A 20254-nucleotide genomic window follows, 5' to 3' on the forward strand; every position below is an offset into this window, starting at 1 on the left:
GTCTTATTTTTGATTGTTAAATTTCGATTTTGGGTAAAGTAAATGGAGAAAATGGATTGACATGAAACCAAAAGGTTTTATATAATACAGAAAGTGAAACCAAAAGGTTTTATATAAAAGTTGAAAGTAGGAGAAATTCTTGCAAAATACATTACAAGATATTAAACAAACAGTAGTCATTAACGCACCTATTCAAAAGGTATGGGATCAAGTATCAACCTCAGAGGGCATAGCAGCTTGGTTCATGCCAAATGACTTTAAACCAGAAGTAGGCTATGAATTTCATATACAATCCCCATTTGGTCCATCACCATGTAAGGTGACTGAATTTGACCCGCCTAATACTCTATCGTTTATCTGGGATACGGATGGTTGGTTTTTATCATTTATCCTGAAAGAAGTAGACGGCAAAACAGAGTTCACCCTTATTCATGGCGGCTGGAAACCAGCGGACGAAATTGTTGGAAAAGCTGGCGAAAAAACCTCTGTTATTCGTGATCGCATGTCTCAAGGCTGGACAGGCATCCTTGAAAAACTTCGTAAGCTTTTGGAGAACTAAGTGTCAGCTTCAGCACAAAAGCATGATGTTTTTCAAGCAATTGCAGACCCAACCCGGAGAGAAGTATTAAGACTGCTTGCGGAAAAGGAATTACCTATCTCAGAAATAACCTCTCATTTTCCAATCAGCAGAACGGCCGTTGCCAAACATCTTCAAGTCCTATCGGAAGCAGAATTAGTCAGCGGAAGGAAGGTAGGAAGGGAAAAAATTTATCGTTTGCACCCAGAGCCGTTAACTGAGCTAAAAGATTGGCTGTCCTACTACGAAAAGTTTTGGGAAAACAAACTTTCGATCCTTAAACATATCGTTGAAAACCCTAGTATGAACGTTAATAAATCAGATGAAACCGACAAGAAGTAAAGTCGGTTTTTTTTATGAGAAAAGTCGTTGGAACAATTTATATGGGTTTAGGTTTATAATTGGTATTCCAAAGTTGAAAATAGAAGTAGCGGCACATTGAAAAGTGTGCTGCTATTTTATTGACATGATGCACTGATTTATGATATTTAAATATTGTTGATGTTAGCACTCTTAAGGTGAGAGTGCTAAAAATTCAAAGTATCTATTAAATTATAATGAGTAAGGAGAGGTTTCTATGGCAAAAAAGCAGTTTAAAGCTGAGTCAAAAAGGCTGTTAGAAATGATGATTAACTCTATTTATACACATCGTGAGGTATTTTTACGTGAGTTAATCTCTAATGCAAGTGATGCAATTGATAAAATCTACTACAAAGCATTAACGGATGACGCATTAAGCTTCGACAAGGACAGTTACTTTATAAAAGTAATCCCTGACAAGGAAAATAGAACCTTGAAAATCATTGATACTGGGATTGGTATGACGAAGGAAGAGCTTGAGACAAACCTTGGTACAATTGCCAAGAGTGGATCTTTAGCCTTCAAAAAAGAAACAGAACTAAAAGATGGCTATGACATTATTGGCCAATTTGGTGTCGGCTTCTATGCTGCTTTCATGGTCGCAGATGTTGTAACTGTAATAAGTAAATCATTAGGCAGTGAGGAAGCTTATAAGTGGGAATCTGATGGAGCAGAAGGTTATACGATCGAAACTGCCGAAAAAGATTCTATTGGTACGGAGATTATTCTTAAAATCAAAGAAAATACCGAAGATGAAAACTATGATGAATTTATAGAAGAGTACCGTTTAAAGTCGATTATCAAAAAGTACTCTGACTTTATCCGCTACCCGATTAAAATGGATGTGTCTAGCAGAAGACCAAAAGAGGGCAGCGAAAATGAGTTCGAGGAATATGTTGAAGAACAAGTCATCAACAGCATGGTTCCAATTTGGAGAAAAAATAAAAGCGAACTTACCGACGAAGATTACGCGAATTTCTATGCAGAAAAACGTTATGGGTTCGATAAGCCTATTAAACATATCCATATTAGCGTAGATGGAACAGTCCGTTATAATGCCATTTTATATATTCCAGAAAAAACTCCATATGACTTCTACTCAAAAGAATTTGAAAAAGGCTTGGAGCTCTATTCAAATGGCGTTTTAATTATGGACAAGTGTGCAGACCTGCTTCCAGACCATTTTAGCTTTGTTAAAGGAATGGTGGACTCTGAGGATTTATCTCTAAATATTTCTCGTGAGATGCTGCAGCATGATCGCCAATTAAAGCTCATCTCTAAAAACATTAACAAGAAAATTAAAAGTGAATTACAAAGCCTCATAAATAATGAACGTGAAAAATACGAAGAATTCTATAAATCGTTTGGCCGTCAATTAAAATATGGCGTTTATAGTGAATTTGGAGCGAATAAAGAAGTATTACAGGACCTCATCATGTTCTACTCATCTAAAGAGAAGAAGTTAGTTACTTTAGATGAATACATTTCTAGAATGCCTGAAGACCAAAAGTATATTTATTATGCTTCTGGAGAATCCATCGATAGAATCGATAAATTGCCACAAGCAGAGTTTGTCTCTGAAAAGGGCTATGAAATTCTGTACTTCACTGAGGATATTGATGAATTTGCCATCAAGATGCTAATGACCTACAAGGAGAAAGAATTTAAATCCATCTCCAGTGGTGATTTAGGAATTGAAGGAGAAGAAAACAAGACAGATTCCGAATCTGAAGAGCAGGAAAGCAAAGAAATCTTTGACTATATGAAAACTATTTTAGCTGATAAGGTCAAAGATGTTCGAATTTCTAAGCGGTTAAAGTCTCATCCTGTCTGCTTGGCAACCGAAGGTGATATCTCCATCGAAATGGAGAAAATCCTTGCTGCCATGCCTGATAATCAAAATATCAAAGCAGACAAGGTTTTAGAGATTAATAAAAATCACGAAGTATTCCAATCCTTAAAGGATGCTTTTGAAAATGATAAAGGAAAGCTAGAATTGTATACGAAGTTATTATACAATCAAGCATTGTTGATTGAAGGATTACCAATCCATGATCCAGTGGATTTTACAAATGATATATGTAAAATAATGGTATAATCAGGTCGAATTTCATCCTAATTCATTATTTATTGGATACTTATACCAGGAAACATGAACAAGCTGCCGTGCTCACAAAATAGTGAGCGCGGCATTTTTTATTATGACTTACTTTTTACTTTTTGATTTCCTTGTTTTATTTTTATTTGAGTTTTTGGCATTTCGGTATTGTGAAGGAGAAAGATTGGTTACCCGTTTAAAGGATTGTGCAAAAAAGGACTGGGAAGAAAAGCCGGTAATGGTTGATATATTAGAAATCGGGTAGTTGGTGGTTTCTAACAATATTTTACTTTCCCGGATACGGGTTTGAATTAAGTACTCTATCGGAGAAACACCGAATGCTTTCTTAAAGGAATGAGCAAGGTAGTATTTATTGATATGACCAACCTCAGCTAAAGTATCCAAATTTATTTCTTCGCGAAAATACTGCTTAATATAATTTTTGATAAAGGCCACATCTTTACTAATTTTTTTAGTAGAGGTTTCCTCCAGGGTAAATGCCTTTTTCCTCATCATCTTAAGCAACAAAATTTCTAATATGTTTTGTATGAGCAATTCATAATCTTCTTTTTGGTTTACCACTTCTTCAATCAATTGTTGGAGGTAAAAGAGATAGACGTTTTGCTCCTGTTTATAATTGAAAAAAGTGACCTGTAATCCCGGATCATCTGGAGATGAAAAAGCTAGACCTTGGATGCCAAGCGCAATATATTCAAGGGGGTGATCGACACCAGACTTTTCTGTGTGCTCGGCATTCGGATTGATGACAATTAAATCATGCTCTTTGACGGGGATTTCTTGTTTTGAAAAAATGAAAGTCCCTTTGCCCTTAGTAATATACAATATTTCAGTAAAATGATGAGTATGATTGGTGCTATGCCAATCTTTATCGTATTTCGCTTTTGTTACATATAGAAGTTTAACTGGAAGGTGGCCCCGTGCCGATGGTGGGACCTCATAAATTTCATTTGACAAATGACTTCCTCCTTCAAAAGCATTCTATTAAACTGTATTATAGGTTTTTTAGTGAAAAATTACAATCGATAGCAAGATACCTAAAAAACAGAACAAGATGTTTATTGTGAAAGCGTTTTTCTAAACGTATACTTTTCCTATAAAGATATAAAGGGAGGATCAATATGAAAAAGAAACTATTGTTGGCAGGTTCGATTGCAATGTTATCTCTAGGTTTGATGGCATGTAATAACGATCAAAAAGTAGATTCAAAGAATGGTAAAACCTCTAGTGAACAACAGACCCTTCATGTGGCAGCATTAGAGTCAGCTTATGGTAAAGATATGTGGACCAAAGTGATCGATGCGTATGAAGCAGCAAATCCGAAAGTTGATGTTGAATTAACTGTGGATAAAAATCTTGAGGATGTTATCAGCCCGAATATGAAAGCAGGGAACTATCCGGATGTGGTTTTATTGGCAACTGGGAGAAAACTGGCACTGACAGAAAATTTGATTAAAGATAAAGCTTTAGAAGACATTTCAGATGTTTTGGATAAAAACGTTTATGGTGAGGATGTCAAAGTAAAGGATAAGTTGGTACCAGGTTTTACTGATACACTGGCAACCAGCCCTTATAATGACGGGAAAACTTATATGGCACCGATGTTCTACAGTCCAACTGGATTGTTCTATAATGCCGGCTTGTTAAAAGAAAAGGGCTGGGAAGTACCGAAGACTTGGGATGAGATGTGGGCGTTGGGTGATAAAGCGAAAGCTGAAGGAATCGCATTATTCACTTACCCTACGACCGGTTACTTTGATGCATTCTTCTATTCTTTACTATTAGAAGCGGGCGGACCTGACTTTTACAATAAAGCGATGAAATATGAAGATGGTATTTGGGAATCTGCAGAAGCAACGAAGGTTTTTGAAATTGTTGGAAAGTTAGCTAAATACACAGAGCCAACAACTGTTGCCAATGCCAATGACAAAGACTACACGAAAAACCAACAATTGATTCTTGATAACAAAGCGCTGTTTATGCCAAATGGCACGTGGGTCGTTGGTGAAATGGGAGAAGCGCCTAGAGCCGATGGCTTTGAATGGGGTATGACAGCATTGCCAGCTATTGATAATGGCGGTGATCGTTACGCATTTACCTTCTTCGAACAAATGTGGGTACCTGCTCAAGCTAAAAATAAAGATGCAGCGAAGGATTTCTTAACGTATGTTTATTCCGATGAGGCAGCGGGAATTTTTGCAGAATCTGGTGCGGTACAACCAATTGAAGGGATCTCCGAAAAGCTGACCGGTGACAATAAGCTATTCTATAGTATTTATGATTCCGGAGCTAAAGCAGGTATGGGTGGATTTGCCGCAACAGAAGCCGTTGAGGGTGTCAGCATGGCAGATACATTATTCAGAACGATCGACAGTATTGTTTCTGGCGATAAAAAAGTAAAAGATTGGCAAGAGTCCGTTGAAAAAGTGAGTGACCAATTACGGTCAGCATTAAAATAATAGTTCACTAGTATAACGGTGAGTATCCTTCCTCACCGTTATATTAATTAAATGAGGTGATATCCATGAATAAGACAACGGAAAAAAGGATTTTTATTTTTGTTTGTACGGCACCCGCACTGATTTTGTTAACCATTTTTATGATTTTCCCTACGATTGAGGTTTTCAGGATGTCCTTATATAAGTGGGGTGGGTTTTCTAATAATAAGGTATTTGTCGGGCTCGATAACTTTAAAATCTTATGGAATGATATGAACTTCTTTCGGTCTCTCCAAAACAGTATTGTATTGATTGTTATCGTCACAATCATCACCATGCTGGTAGCGATTTTGTTTGCCACTTTGTTAACGAGAGAAAAGATGAAAGGCAACAGCTTTTTCCGGATTATTTTCTATATCCCTAATATCTTATCCGTTGTGGTCATTGCTGGTATTTTTTCTGCGGTTTATGATCCTACCACAGGCTTGTTGAATAATCTACTTGCTTTATTTAACCTTGAGAACCTTCAAAAAATGTGGCTTGGCGATCAAAACATTGCCATCTACAGCATCGGCGGGGCACTCGTTTGGCAAGCGATTGGTTACTATATGGTCATGTATATGTCGAGTATGGCGAGTATCCCAGAAAGTTTTTATGAAGCGTCTTCCTTGGAGGGTGCTGGACGAGTCAGACAATTTTTCAGTATTACCTTGCCGTTGATTTGGAATAACATTAGGACAACATTAACCTTCTTCATTATCAGCACAATTAATTTAAGCTTTCTTCTCGTCCAGGCGATGACTGGCGGCGGTCCTGACGGGTCAACGGAAGTATTTTTAAGCTATATGTATAAGCAGGCTTACACCAATTCTTCTTATGGTTACGGTATGGCTATTGGGGTGGTAATCTTCCTTTTCTCATTCGCATTATCTGCGATTGTCAGTCGCGTTACCAAACGGGAAGTCCTGGAGTATTAAGGGGGTCCATGAACATTGAAAACACAAAAAGGAATGAGTGCAGAAACAGCTTATCGCTTGTTTATCTACGTCGCTCTGATTACATTAGCAATCTCTATCATTATCCCTGTGGCATGGGTTTTCTTAGCTTCAGTGAAGCAAAATTCGGAATTCTATGGCAGCCCTTGGGTCATGCCGAAAGGCTTCTATTTTCAAAACTTCATCGATGCTTTCCAAAAGGCAAACATGGGTACTTATATGTTGAATTCGGTCATGGTGACTGCCTTGGCGCTGCTCATTTTATTGATCGTGGCCTTGCCAGCAGCCTATGTGCTGGCCAGATACACCTTTAGAGGCAGTCAATTTATGAATTCCTTGTTTAAAGCTGGATTATTTATCAATGTGAACTACATAGTTGTTCCAATTTTCTTGATGTTATTAGACGGGGATAACTTTTTACGGGAACAATTTGGAAATGGATTCCTACTGGACAATCTATTTAGTTTAGCTGTGGTTTATGCGGCGACTGCTTTGCCATTTACTATTTACTTGTTATCCAGCTATTTTCAATCACTGCCATCAACATACGAAGAAGCTGCATTGGTCGATGGGGCTGGATATTTCAAAACGATGATTTCGATTATGATACCGATGGCTCGGCCAAGTATTATTGCTGTCATTTTATTTAACTTCCTTGCTTTTTGGAATGAATACATTATTGCCCTGACTTTGATCCCAGGTCCAAATAAGACCTTGCCTGTTGGGCTGATGAACTTAATGGCGGCACAAAAATCAGCAGCAAACTATGGCCAAATGTATGCGGGAATGGTTCTTGTTATGCTGCCAACCTTGATTTTATATATCATTGTTCAAAAGAAATTGACACAAGGGATGACCCTTGGCGGTTTAAAGGACTAGAGGAGGATTTACATGAAGAAGAAAATAGGCCGCGTTACTTTGCCAAGTGAAGAAAATTTTATTAAAGAAACAAAAGAATTGATGGAACGATGGGGCGCGGATGCGATTCGAGATAGCGATGGAACAAAATTAGATGATGATATTAAACAATTGGATGCAAAAATTTATACGACTTATTTTGTGGCACGCGGCCACAATGAGTTCGCCGAGAGCCACATGGATGAATGCCAACAGCTTTATTTAATGAGCTTGTTCAATACTGCACTTACGGACACGCTGGAAGTTTATTTTATGAAAGGCTATTTTGAAGAACAATTACGGCCGGATTACCTCCATGATCCTAAGAAATACTGGGAAGTCATCGACCGGACAACAGGAGAAGTGCTCGACACGAATGATTGGGAAGTAAGCGAAAAGGACAATCGTGTCTTGATTAGGAAGGCAATTCCTTGGCATGAATACACTGTTTCATTCTTAGTTTATGCGATTTGGGATCCTACACAAATGTACAATCATATTACCAACAATTGGGGCGATAAGCCGCATGACATTCCTTTTGATGTTAGACAGCCATACTCCAATGAATATATGAAAACCTATTTAAAACAATGGCTGACAGAAAATCCGGATACCGATGTGGTTAGATTCACAACATTTTTCTATCATTTTACACTGGTGTTTAATAATCTCGGCAAAGAAAAATTTGTAGATTGGTTTGGTTATGGGGCCAGTGTTTCGGTGGCTGCCCTAGATGCTTTTGAACAAGAAAAAGGCTACCGCTTAAGACCAGAAGACATTGTTGACCAAGGCTATTACAATACAGCTTTCAGAATTCCGACGCAGGCTTATTTGGACTATATCGATTTTGTTCAACAGTTTGTTGCTAAGGAAGCCAAAGAACTCGTCGACATCGTTCATGAAAGTGGCAAAGAAGCGATGATGTTCCTTGGTGATAACTGGATTGGTACGGAACCGTATGGAAAATACTTTGAAAGCATCGGCTTGGATGCCGTGGTTGGAAGTGTTGGCGGAGGTGCTACATTACGAATGATTGCCGATATCCCACATGTACGTTATACAGAAGGGCGATTTTTACCTTACTTCTTCCCGGACACGTTTTATGAAGGGAACAACCCGGTGATTGAGGCAAATGAAAATTGGATTACGGCCCGAAGAGCATTACTGAGGAATCCTGTTGATCGGATTGGCTATGGCGGCTATTTGAGCCTTGCTTATCAATTCCCTGATTTTGTTGCTTATATTGAAAAAGTGACTGAGGAATTCCGCGAAATTTATGACATAATCAAGGGCGTTACACCTTACAGCGGCCTTAAAGTAGCGATTTTGAATTCTTGGGGCGGGCTTCGAACTTGGCAGACACATATGGTTGCCCATGCATTATGGTATAAACAAATTTATTCTTATTTAGGTGTTTTGGAATCGTTGAGCGGGGCTGCCGTGGAAGTTACCTTCATTAGCTTTGACGACGTTATCAATGATGGGGTGCCCGTGGATGTTGATGTCATCATAAATGCTGGTGACGCTGGAACAGCTTTTTCAGGAGGGGAATATTGGACGAATGAAAAGTTAGTCACCACCATCAGAGCCTGGATTCATAACGGCGGCGGCTTCATAGGAATTGGTGAGCCGACAGCCTATCAGCATGAAGGCCATTATTTCCAATTGGCGACTGCATTAGGTATTGACAAAGAACTAGGATTCAGTTTATCAACAGATAAATATTTTGTGACTCCTGTCGAAGAGCATTTTATTTCTGCTGACAGCACCAAATTCAATTTTGGTGAAGGTATGAAAAATATTTTTGCATTGTCAGAGGAGACGGAGATTATTGAGTATTCAAATGGAGAAGTTCACCTATCCAGCCACTCATTTGGAAAAGGCAGAGCTGTCTATATCGCAGGGCTTCCATACAATGAAGAAAACACTAGGCTGTTGATGCGCGCACTATTCTATGCTGCCAATAAAGAAGAGGAATTCCACAAATGGCATGCAAATAACATCTATTGTGAAGTCCATGCCTACCCATCCATTCGAAAAATGGCAATTGTCAACAATTCGATTAAGGAGCAAACGACGGTAGTCTTTGATGGAGAAGGCAACAGTAAAGAAGTTACCTTGGAGCCTAGTGAAATCCGCTGGGAGGATTTTTCCAATGAAAGCTAAGGTATTAATCATACTAAAAATGGTTGTGTTTATCATTTGTTTGGCATTGATTATCACCGGACAAAAGACAGTTGGAAAACTCGAGCTGGGCATGATGTTGCTCGGATTAGCCGGTCTCTTAGGATTGCTATATGATTACAATCGGAAATATGTGTAAATACCACCCATCATTTCATATACAAATGTAGTGGTGAGGATAAATGAATATTAATAACCCACCGTGAAAAATAGAAATAGCTTCAATTTACTTTGATGTTATTTCTATTTTTTTGTTGTTGAGAAGAAGAAAGAATGATTGAGGTGAAAAAAGTGATTCACAAATTAGTCCAACAATTAATCAATCAAGCGTTAACCTCTCAATTGATTGAGAGAGTAGATGAAAGATATGCCCGCAATCAACTCCTGTCGCTTCTCCATTTGGATAAGTTTATGGAAGTGGAATCGACTAGGGGTAAATACGACGAAATTCCTGATTTACTTGATCAAATCGTTAATTATGCCTGCGCTCAAGGGATTATAGAAGATATTTTTGATGAAAAAGAAATTTTTTCAAGCAAAATTATGAACTGCCTTATCGCCCGCCCATCGACCGTTAATCAGCTTTTCTGGAAGAAATATAAACAGAGTCCGATAAAGGCGACACAGTATTATTATGAATTAAGTAAAAACAGCAACTATATTCAGATGAAGCGGATACGAAACAATATCGAGTTTAAGGCCGCTACTGAATATGGGATGTTAGATATCACAATTAATTTATCGAAACCTGAAAAAGATCCAAAAAGTATTGAACTAGAACGAGCGGCAAAAAAGAATGACTATCCGAAATGCTTGCTTTGTGTGGAGAATGAAGGGTATGTGGGGCGAATTGGTCATCCGGCCCGTTCCAATCACCGCATGATTCGGGTGAATCTATTAGGAGATCAATGGTATTTACAATATTCACCATATGTTTACTACGATGAGCATTGTATCCTGCTTTCAGAAAAGCATTCGGATATGAAAGTTAGCCCGAAATCATTTTTACGGCAATTAACCTTTGTAAAGCAGTTTCCACATTATTTTGTTGGTTCTAATGCAGACTTACCAATTGTCGGTGGCTCAATTTTATCCCATGATCATTACCAAGGCGGTCATTATGAGTTTGCCATGTCAAAGGCAGAGGCCGACTTGACCTTTGAAATGGCAGGGTTCCCGAAAGTGGAGTGTTCTGTTGTCAAATGGCCAATGTCCGTAATTCGCCTTCGTTCAAAACAAATAAGCATGCTTGTTGAAGCAGGGGCGTTTGTTTTAGAAAGATGGAAAAATTATAGTGACGATGGACTTGAGATTGTGGCGAAAACTGGTGAGACGGTGCACAATACGATTACCCCAATTGCCCGTAAAAATGGGGAACTATTTGAACTGGACCTGGTGCTGCGTAACAACCGGACGAATGCGGAGCATCCGCTGGGGATTTTCCACCCACACGCCGATGTACATCATATTAAGAAGGAAAATATTGGTCTGATTGAAGTGATGGGGCTTGCCGTTTTGCCGGCACGCTTAAAAGAAGAGCTTGGAGAAGTGGAAAAATACATTCTTGGTGAATCACATATGGTAGCCGCCTATCATTTAGCTTGGGCTGATGTATTGAAAGTACGATACCAAGCGATTGCAAATAATGCGAACATTGAATCACTAGTAAAAGAAGAATTAGGGAAGAAGTTTTTGAGAGTATTAGAAGATGCTGGTGTTTTTAAGAGAAATGAAGAGGGAAGAGCTGGGTTCCATCGATTTATCAAAAGATTAACATAGGGACGAGGGGACAGGAACCTCGTCCCTATGCAGTATTACTATTAATCTGGAAATCACTAAAAAAACAATATTTCTAAAAATTTAGACAATATCTTTATTGTGTAAGCGTTTTATTAAAAGTAAGCTAGATTACAGGTAGAGGGTGCTATTTGATGTTCAGGCATCATCTTCTATTAAAATAGTAAATTCAAAGGAGGAGAGGATTTGAGCAGGAACAATTACAAGAGATTTAGCCATACCCTGCTTGCACTTGTGTTATTTTTGCCAACGTTCTTGACTGGGTTTATTCCGCCGTTGCGTGTGGTAGCAGAAGTGACGAATCCATGGGTTACCATTTCAAATGGAGGAAATGAAGTAAATGAAATGGTCAACAAGAATGGGAAGGCCTATGCAAGGCTTGGAGCAGGTGCTGGAAATGACAATGGAACCAAAGCAGCTATTTTTCAAGAAGAGAAGGCAGCAGCAAAAGAAGCAGGAACGATGGAATATACCTTTATTCCTGAATTGAATGGGGCAGATACCAGATTTGGTTTCTATCCTCATTTTATTGATCATAATAACTTTGTTTTTGTAGGCTATGACTCTATAGGATGGTTCTATGAATACAAATATCAAGGCAGTGGAACCTGGCTGCAAACTAGACCAAACGTGCCACTTCCAGAAGCAGGAACTAAACATTCTATTAAAATTAATTATAGCGGAACCACTTTAAATGTTACTTTAGATGGCCAAGATTTATTTGGACAGGTTACTTTATCCAAAGATGTAAATAACCTGCTTACAGGTAAGGAAGCGGTTAAACTGGGTGCATTTGGAGGTAAAAACAGCCAAGTCCTCATTGAACTGGGGGATGCTCTTGAAGATGGAGGCACAGACCCAGGTGATGGAGAACTTGTCGACATTACCGATAACCAACTGGAAGAAGGAGATTTTAAAATCCTCTCAGGTGGCGGAAGCGTTACCTATAATGAAGATGGTTCAGCTACCTTAAAGGTTACCTCTACCCAAAAGAATCGAATTGTCTACAATCAAATGAAACCAATTAAGAATGGTGTTTTTGAAGCGGATATTACACCAGGAACTGGCACGATGAACCGATTTGGCCTCATTTATCGTGTGCAAAATCCATCTGCCTACACGTATGTCGGAACAGGGGATCAGAATAATCAATATTTTGGCGAGATTTTTGGCCCAGCTAATACGTGGACATCGATGACATCAGACGTGGCACTAGAAGCTAATAAAACCTACCATATGCGCTTGAAATTCATGGATGATGTCGCAACCCTTTATATCAACGATAAAAAGGTGAATTCGTGGACATTATCAGGCGGTGTCGATCAAGCAGGATTACTTGGATTTGAAAAAAGCCGGGGTGCTGCAGACATCACGATTTCCAACATCAAAGTGAAAGAATATATTCCCCCTAAAGCACCAGAAACACCACCAGTAGAAGATATAGTAAGTTCCGACTATATGAATGTTAAAATTGACCAAGTGTTCCCTCGTGTCATCGAATACCATGTTGGCGATAAGGTGATGGATGGTCAAAAAACTCCTGTTTACGGTTTAAAAGTGAACGGCGTTCTTTATTATCCTGAAGTAAGTTTTGAAAAGAAAAATAAAAGTGAAGCATTATATACCTTAAAGGTTGTCGATGAGTATGAAAATCTTGACGCGGTATTTAAGGTCTCTTTAAAAGTCCAAAAAAATAAAGTGATTTATACCTTTGAAGAAATCAAGAATGCCAAAAGCGCCAAAATAGAAACGGTTGAATTTGCGGATCTGAACTTTATCTCCGTCAATTCCACTCAAACCAATGCGAAAGCCAAATTAACGAATCTTAGCAGTGATGTGACCAAACCAGGGGATGTCGATGCCAATGTCGATGCATCCTTAGGAGACATCGGAACTTCAGGAAGCTACTATACTGGTTTCCTTTCAACGGACCAATTGAGTGCTGGTGTATGGTCTAGTTCAGAAGTCAATGGTTACCGAAATATAGTAGCGAATCGTTATCAGAGTGGAGATGGCACGAAAGGCCTCGGAATTGGTTCTAGCTTGCTTTATTATCAAAGAGCATTTATGTCCAATCCACAAGCTGATAAACCAACTATAAAAATTGCGATTGCAGAAGATCTGAACGAGGATAAGGAAATTGACTGGCAGGACGGAGCCATTGCCTACCGTGAAATCATGCAGAATATCCCGGGGGCGAATAATGTAAACAATCTTGTCGGCACCCGGATTGCCATGAATTTCGGCTCCCAAGCACAGCAGCCATTTTTAAAAACATTGGATAATGTTAAAAAGGTGGCTCTCGCTACGGATGGATTAGGTCAGTCCGTCCTGTTAAAAGGATATGGAAATGAAGGTCATGACAGTGCGCACCCGGATTATGGCAATGTTGGTGAGCGAATCGGCGGCGCGGATGATTTAAAAACGCTAATAGAAGAAGGTCATAAATACAATTCTGAATTTGGAGTCCATATTAATGCTCAAGAAACGTATCCTGAAGCCAAAGCATTTAGTGAGGATTTTATTGATGGTAAAAATTCCCTAGGTTGGGGCTGGTTGGACCAATCCTATACCATTAATAAATTAAAAGATTTGTATTCTGGGTCACGGGCAAAAAGACTGGACGAATTAAAAGCAGTTGCACCTGGCCTTGACTTTGTTTACTTAGACGTGTGGTATCAAGATCAATGGGAATCGGATCGAATCTCCGAGCAATTTCATGACCGCGGATGGAGAGTCACAACCGAATTTGGTACATCAGTAGCTAATTATTCTACCTGGCAGCACTGGGCTACAGATAAGAATTATGGCGGACCTGCCAGCAAGGGAATCAACTCAGAAGTACTCAGGTTTATTAGTAATCATCAAAAAGACTCTTGGGTATTGAATTGGCCGGAAGCAGGCGGAACGGCTGATCATCCATTGCTTGGCGGATTTGAATTAGCCGGTTTCGAGGGGTGGCAATCGGATAAGAACTTTGACCAGTTTATCCGGATGACATTCGATACCAATCTGCCAACAAAATTTTTACAAAAGTATTATGTCACCAATTGGACAGATGTTGAAGGTGACAAAAACAAAACAAACTTGGAAAAGGAAATTAAATTAGCGGACCCAAGTAATGGGGACGATGTGGTTGTAACAAGAAAAGACAATTCTAGAGAGCGTATCATTACACTTAATGGGAATGTTGTCCTTGATGAACATGCCTATTTACTTCCTTGGGTGGAACAAGATTTTAAAAATCCTACACCTGCAGCTGAAAAATTGTATCATTGGAATTTAGAAGGTGGTACTACAACTTGGACATTGCCAGATGGATTTGTTGGTCCATCTAAAAAGGTTTATGTGTACAAATTGACCGATCAAGGCCGGAAAGATGTGCAGAAAGTCGAAGTGGTCAGTAATCAGGTAACCTTGATAGCTGAGGCAGCAACGCCATATGTTGTTATTCCGGACAAAAAGGAAAAGGGCTTACAGGTCGAAAATTGGAGCGCCGAAGCTCATGTCTATGACACGGGATTCAATTCGGGAACCGTCAAAGATGAAGTGACAAAAGTGGCAGGAGATAAAGATGCTGTAAGTGTCATCAGAACGAATCAAACTGGAACAGCACGTAATGTAAGCAGCGGCGACTATTATCTGAATATGGAAAGTCCAGCGGAAAATACAACCGTTTCCCGCTCCATTACTGACCTTGTGCCTGGCAAGGATTATGTGGCAGAGGTATATGTAGAAAACAATAGTGATGTAAAAGCCGAAATCACAGTAACTGGCGGGGTAAAAGATGTAAGTAATTACACACTAAGGAGCCTGCAAAAGAACTTTGTAAAAGCAGACTCGCATGCTTCAAATGATGGATACAATAGCAAAATGCAACGAATGCAAGTAAGCTTTACGGCTACATCTAAAAAGGCTGAAATCATTCTCAGCCGTGAGTCCGGAGAAGGAACTACCAAATTTGATGATATTCGGGTCGTACAAAAATCCTTGAATAATGAAGGTTCATCCAGTGTATTCGAACAAGATTTTGAATCGGTCGTGCAAGGAATTTACCCATTTGTTATCGGGAATACGGAAGGTGTAGAAGACAATAGAATTCATTTGTCAGAATTACATGCACCGTATACACAAAAAGGATGGGCAGGCAAAAAATTAGTGGATGATGTCTTAGGCGGAAATTGGTCCGTTAAAGTAAATACTGGTAACAAAGGATTAGTGTATCGCACGATTCCGCAGCACTTCCACTTTGAACCGGGAGTTACCTATAAAGTATCCTTTGCCTATCAAACTACGGCCAATGCTTATCGCTTTATCTCAGGGGATCAAGAAATCGATGTTCGAGATATTGCGGCTGCCAAGGGACTGAGTATGAATAGTACACTACCAGCATCTACTGATACTAAAACGGCTGAATTTACTGTCACTGGTTCTGAGAATGGACAAACGTATATTGGGATCTTCAGCGATGGAACTAGCTTGAATGGAGATACCGGGGCAGGAACGTTTATTTTAGATAACCTTCGGATTGAACAGGTGCCTGTCATTACAGGTAATTAGTCGAGTGGTTAGTGACAGAAAAGAAGAAGTTGGAAAAATCCATGTATTCATTTAGTTTGGTTAAATTCAATAATATTACATTTGCTAGTTTTTATGTTAAGTCTGTTTTTAATGGTCAATATTGCATCTCATGTTACTAATGCGATTAGGCATGGAGGTAAATAGAAGGGATATTATTCCCTTTTATTCCCCCATGTCTTTTTGTATATGATTTCAAAGGCAAGAATAATTTTCACCTTGTTTTGAGGGTGGATTAAATCATTCGAAAAAGAAATTAATTTTCTGAAGGAGGTAATGAACGTGATTAAAAAGCAATTCTACTTTTTAACTATCGTATTCTTGCTAGTAAGTGGTATCGTTAGTCCATTTAGTAATGTTGTAACGGCCAATGAGGCTCCATCCAGTAATTCGACAGAAGGTAATCAATATGAAATTTACCCATTACCACAAAACCAGATCTATTTAGGAACCAATTTTACCGTGACGGATGTGGTGAATATCGTCATTGAACCTACTATAGATGAGTCCACACGTAACTTTTTAAACAAAATATTGGAATCTAAATCGATCGGGGCAACAATTTCAGAAGAAGTAGTTTCAGATAAAACTAATATCTTAATTGGGACGAAGAATTCCAAGGGATATGTAGAGAACTATGTTAATAAGAATATTGAATATGATTCAGCTATTTTCAATGAATTGGATGCTTATGTTTTGCATATGGACAAGGGACTAGAAGAAAAGGGGACAATCGCCATACTAGGGTCGTCTAGGGATGCAGCCTATTATTCCCTTGCTACGTTAAAAATGATTTTTGATCAGATTCCTGGAAAAGACTTAAAATCAGTGAAAATTGAGGACTTTGCTGATGCAAAATGGAGGGGGTTTATTGAAGGTTTTTATGGTTTTCCATGGTCACATGAAGATCGGATAAGTCTTATGAGATTTGGCGGAAACTTTAAGATGAATACTTATATATTTGCGCCAAAAGATGACAAGTATCACAACTCCTCATGGAGAACCCCTTATCCAGCAGAAGAATTAGCTAAAATCAAAGAACTTGTTGATGTGGGTCATGAATCTAAAACTCAATTTGTTTGGGCAATTCATCCTGGATTTAACATGATCAACTGGAATAATTATGACAATGAACTTCAAATCTTACTAAATAAGCTGGATCAACTTTATGGAATAGGCGTTCGTCAATTTGGATTATTCATGGATGATATCAGCACTTCCCAGTCCTTAGCAGAAACAGACAAACATGTAAAGTTAATTACGGATGTCGCTAATTGGCTTGATGCCAAGGGAGATGTGAAGCCATTGATTTATTGTCCTCCTTTCTATAATCAAGGATGGACCGGAGAAGGTGGTAAGCCGTATCTGCTTGCCTTAAAGAATGTTCCAGAAAATGTAGAAATTATGTGGACAGGAAGAAGCGTTGTTGGTTCAGTCAATACGACAGATATGCAATGGCCAAAGGATTTACATGGAAGAGATCCTTATATGTGGCTAAATTGGCCAGTTAATGATTACAAGGATTCAAGGTTGTTGTTGGGAAAGGCAGAGGTATTAACGCCTGGAACCCATAATATTGCAGGTGTGGTCTCGAATCCTATGGGACATGCGGAGCTATCGAAAATTGCCTTATTTGCAGTGGCGGATTTCACTTGGAACAGTGATAATTTCAATGATGATGAGAGCTGGCTGAATTCGTTTAAATATGTGGCACCTGAGGCTGCAGAAGAACTTCATATCATCGCTTCTCATCTTAGCGATCCATCGCCAAGCGGGCATGGCCTTGTGGTAGGGGAATCAGAAGAAATGAAGCCAGCACTAGAATTATTTTTGAGTAAATTTTCTAATGGGGAGTCTGTTCAGGAAGTAGGGAATCAATTACTAGCTGAATTTGATCGTGTGTTACTTGCGATTAAGGACTTTAGAGAGAAAAGTCAAAATAAAAACATGGAGGAAGAAATTAACCCATGGCTAACTGTTCTGAAATACGTAGTTGAAGCAGATAAAAGTGCTGTTAAATCAGCGATGGCCCTTCAAAATAACGATTTAGATCCAGCATGGGAAGGACTTGCGAAGGCTGCAACTTCCTTATCAGAATCAAAGACTATTAAAATAAAAAAGTTGAATTATCCTGATGTAACCGTAGAAGCAGGAGCAAAAAGGTTAGCGCCTTTTGCCAATGATCTGATAAAAATGCTAGATGCAAAGATTTCTTTATCACTTAATCCAGAATATACTCAAACCATCACAAGGAGTTCTTACGGGTCTCAAACTTTAGACCAAATGATTGATGGAGATTTAAACACCTTCGCCTATATCCAAACGATTCAAAAGAACGGTGATTGGTATGGTGTAGATTTTGGAAAATCTATCAAGGTTCATGATATCGATATCATTCAAGGAAGAAATAATTCTGATCATGATATCTTCCAAAGGGGAATTTTAGAAGTATCAAATGATAGCCTGAATTGGACTGCAATTGGCTCAGAAAGGTCAGGATTCAAAATATCAGAAAAAGGACTTGATATTGAAGCAAGATATGTAAGGTACAAATTGACTCATGCCGGCATTCCGGGCGGGAAACCTGACTTATGGACAGCGATAAGGGAATTTACAGTGAATGGCGGCAGTGAAAACGCAAGTATCTATACGAATGTGCCTGAGTTTATGGAAACTCAGTTAAGTACTTCTGAAGAAACGGTGGAAATAGCAAATGTTGAAAATATTACGTTAAAACCATCGCAATATATTGGAATTCAACTTCCGACGATTGAAGAAGTATCTCAGATCACATTGGATCGTTCGGATGTTAATCTCGTGCTGGAGTTGTCAGAAAACGGAGTGGAATGGACACCAGTAACGATTGATGGCCCATTTGCAAATGCCGCCTATGTAAGGTTAATCAACAATGGAGAGGAAGAGGTCACCTTTGAATTACGTAAACTCTTAATAAAAATTCTAAAGTTTACTGAGCCAAACATCACTCATAATTATGAAGGTGTATATAGTGGCACGGTAGATACTTTATTTAATGGGAAATTGGAAGAAAAAACGTGGTTTAAAGGACTGCAGAATGTCGGAAACTACGTGCAGCTTGATTTGGGTGGTATTGTAAAAGTTGAAAATGTTGCCGTGGTCATTAATGATGGAGAAGGGGACTATTTCCGAGAAGGAGACCTGCAGATTTCTACAGATGGTACTACTTGGGAAACAATTCACACCTTTAACAATCCAAATGACCGAAGTTTAAATTTTCCAGAGCATGAGGTTCCTTACCGGTATAAAAGGGTTCAGGTTGATGGTAAATCTGCGAGATATGTAAGGCTTATATCAACAAAAAACCACCCGTATTGGCTTTCTCTAAATGAAATAATCGTTAACGAAGGTTTAGAGAGACCAGGTACTGAAAATCATACACTAAAAGCGGTACCACAAGGTGATCCTGGAAGAGAAGCGATCAATGTAATTGACCAAAAACTATCGACTTTTTATAAGCCAAAAGGGGAGTCGCAGGCGGGATCCTTAAATTATAAAATTTCAAAAAATACTCAGTTAAGCCAAGTCATTATTTTACAAGATCCATCCGCCATTTCAGATGCAGAGGTTTCAGTACGAGACGTGAATGGCTGGCATAAGATAGGTAAACTATCACAATCTTTCAACAGCTTGAACACATCTAGATATAAACATGTTCTAGAAGTTATGATTCAGTGGACTGGTGATGTGAGTCCAATAATTAATGAAATCATAACAGTTAAGAGGGATGGTAATCTACCACGTATCCAGCTTGATCTTCTAGATGAAGAACTGCAATTAGCATTTGATCAAAAACTCGTCACCCATATTGGTATTTTAAATAGCTTGCTTGCGAAGGCCAACACTATTCAGAAACATCAAGGAAATAAGGAACAAACCCTTAAAGTATTGAATGCCTTTGAAAATGAGGTTAAGGCACAATCTGATAAAAAAATAAATAAGGATTACTCAAAAATGTTGTTAGAAATTACGGATGAAATAAGAATTTATTTCACCTCTAAGGAATGAAGAACATCGTCTAGTCGAATATAAAATAAGAGTGGCAGTCACCGTTCAACTTATAGTGGTGCTGCCATTCTTTTTATTTTTTGGGACGTGGGGACAGGAACCTCGTCTCTATGCAGTATTACTATTAATCTGGAAATCACTAAAAAAAACAATATTCCTAAAAATTTGGACAATATCTTTATTGTGTAAGCGTTTTATTAAAAGTAAGCTAGATTACAAGTAGAGGGTGGAACTTGATGTTAAGGTATCGTCTTCTATTAAAATCGTA

The 20254-nt window shown here is 38.7% G+C and carries 12 protein-coding genes; 11 read left to right on the top strand and 1 reads right to left on the bottom strand.

Annotated elements, in window-relative coordinates; genetic code table 11:
* Positions 1-139 precede the first annotated feature (139 nt).
* The 3 genes from QNH48_RS04795 to htpG all read left to right on the top strand — a co-directional run bounded on the left by QNH48_RS04795 (position 140) and on the right by htpG (position 3035).
* Positions 140-559 carry an SRPBCC family protein gene (locus tag QNH48_RS04795; RefSeq protein ID WP_283953997.1) on the top strand — a complete coding sequence of 140 codons (420 nt, stop codon included), beginning with the start codon at positions 140-142 and terminating at the stop codon, positions 557-559.
* Complete coding sequence (locus QNH48_RS04800; RefSeq protein WP_283953998.1) at positions 560-919, top strand: ArsR/SmtB family transcription factor; 360 nt, start codon at positions 560-562, stop codon at positions 917-919.
* A 235-nt stretch (positions 920-1154) separates the two neighbouring features.
* On the top strand, positions 1155-3035 hold the full coding sequence (gene htpG / locus QNH48_RS04805) for a molecular chaperone HtpG (protein WP_283953999.1): 1881 nt from the start codon (positions 1155-1157) through the stop codon (positions 3033-3035).
* Positions 3036-3143: 108 nt separating this feature from the next.
* Here htpG and QNH48_RS04810 read toward each other — a convergent pair whose 3' ends face one another.
* Complete coding sequence (locus tag QNH48_RS04810; RefSeq protein WP_283954000.1) at positions 3144-4010, bottom strand: AraC family transcriptional regulator; 867 nt, start codon at positions 4008-4010, stop codon at positions 3144-3146.
* A 164-nt stretch (positions 4011-4174) separates the two neighbouring features.
* Here QNH48_RS04810 and QNH48_RS04815 point away from each other — a divergent pair, with 164 nt between their 5' ends.
* From QNH48_RS04815 to QNH48_RS04850, 8 genes are all read left to right on the top strand, one after another.
* A complete protein-coding gene (locus QNH48_RS04815) occupies positions 4175-5512 on the top strand; it encodes a carbohydrate ABC transporter substrate-binding protein (RefSeq protein WP_283954001.1) in 1338 nt (445 codons plus the stop codon).
* Between the two features lie 65 nt (positions 5513-5577).
* Positions 5578-6468: a carbohydrate ABC transporter permease gene (locus QNH48_RS04820; protein ID WP_283954002.1), complete on the top strand. Its 891-nt coding sequence runs from the start codon at positions 5578-5580 to the stop codon at positions 6466-6468.
* Positions 6469-6483: 15 nt separating this feature from the next.
* On the top strand, positions 6484-7365 hold the full coding sequence (locus QNH48_RS04825; RefSeq protein WP_283954003.1) for a carbohydrate ABC transporter permease: 882 nt from the start codon (positions 6484-6486) through the stop codon (positions 7363-7365).
* Positions 7366-7377: 12 nt separating this feature from the next.
* Positions 7378-9549, top strand: coding sequence for a 1,3-beta-galactosyl-N-acetylhexosamine phosphorylase (gnpA, locus tag QNH48_RS04830; protein WP_283954004.1), 2172 nt, complete (start codon positions 7378-7380; stop codon positions 9547-9549).
* Positions 9539-9706 (top strand): DUF6903 family protein, encoded by a 168-nt coding sequence (locus QNH48_RS04835; RefSeq protein WP_283954005.1) that lies wholly within the window; start codon positions 9539-9541, stop codon positions 9704-9706. The genes gnpA and QNH48_RS04835 overlap by 11 nt, the downstream gene beginning before the upstream one ends.
* Before the next feature lie 134 nt (positions 9707-9840).
* Positions 9841-11346 (top strand): UDP-glucose--hexose-1-phosphate uridylyltransferase, encoded by a 1506-nt coding sequence (gene galT, locus QNH48_RS04840; RefSeq protein WP_283954006.1) that lies wholly within the window; start codon positions 9841-9843, stop codon positions 11344-11346.
* Between the two features lie 204 nt (positions 11347-11550).
* On the top strand, positions 11551-15924 hold the full coding sequence (locus QNH48_RS04845; RefSeq protein ID WP_283954007.1) for an endo-alpha-N-acetylgalactosaminidase family protein: 4374 nt from the start codon (positions 11551-11553) through the stop codon (positions 15922-15924).
* A 300-nt stretch (positions 15925-16224) separates the two neighbouring features.
* Complete coding sequence (locus QNH48_RS04850; protein ID WP_283954008.1) at positions 16225-19986, top strand: glycoside hydrolase family 84 protein; 3762 nt, start codon at positions 16225-16227, stop codon at positions 19984-19986.
* Positions 19987-20254 lie beyond the last annotated feature (268 nt).

Source organism: Neobacillus sp. YX16, from assembly GCF_030123505.1.
Lineage (GTDB): Bacteria > Bacillota > Bacilli > Bacillales > Cytobacillaceae > Neobacillus.

Coding starts and splice junctions, on each gene's coding strand:
- htpG (WP_283953999.1), top strand. CDS start 1,155: ATGGCAAAAAAGCAGTTTAAAGCTGAGTCAAAAAGGCTGTTAGAAATG.
- QNH48_RS04815 (WP_283954001.1), top strand. CDS start 4,175: ATGAAAAAGAAACTATTGTTGGCAGGTTCGATTGCAATGTTATCTCTA.
- QNH48_RS04820 (WP_283954002.1), top strand. CDS start 5,578: ATGAATAAGACAACGGAAAAAAGGATTTTTATTTTTGTTTGTACGGCA.
- gnpA (WP_283954004.1), top strand. CDS start 7,378: ATGAAGAAGAAAATAGGCCGCGTTACTTTGCCAAGTGAAGAAAATTTT.
- QNH48_RS04835 (WP_283954005.1), top strand. CDS start 9,539: ATGAAAGCTAAGGTATTAATCATACTAAAAATGGTTGTGTTTATCATT.
- galT (WP_283954006.1), top strand. CDS start 9,841: ATGATTGAGGTGAAAAAAGTGATTCACAAATTAGTCCAACAATTAATC.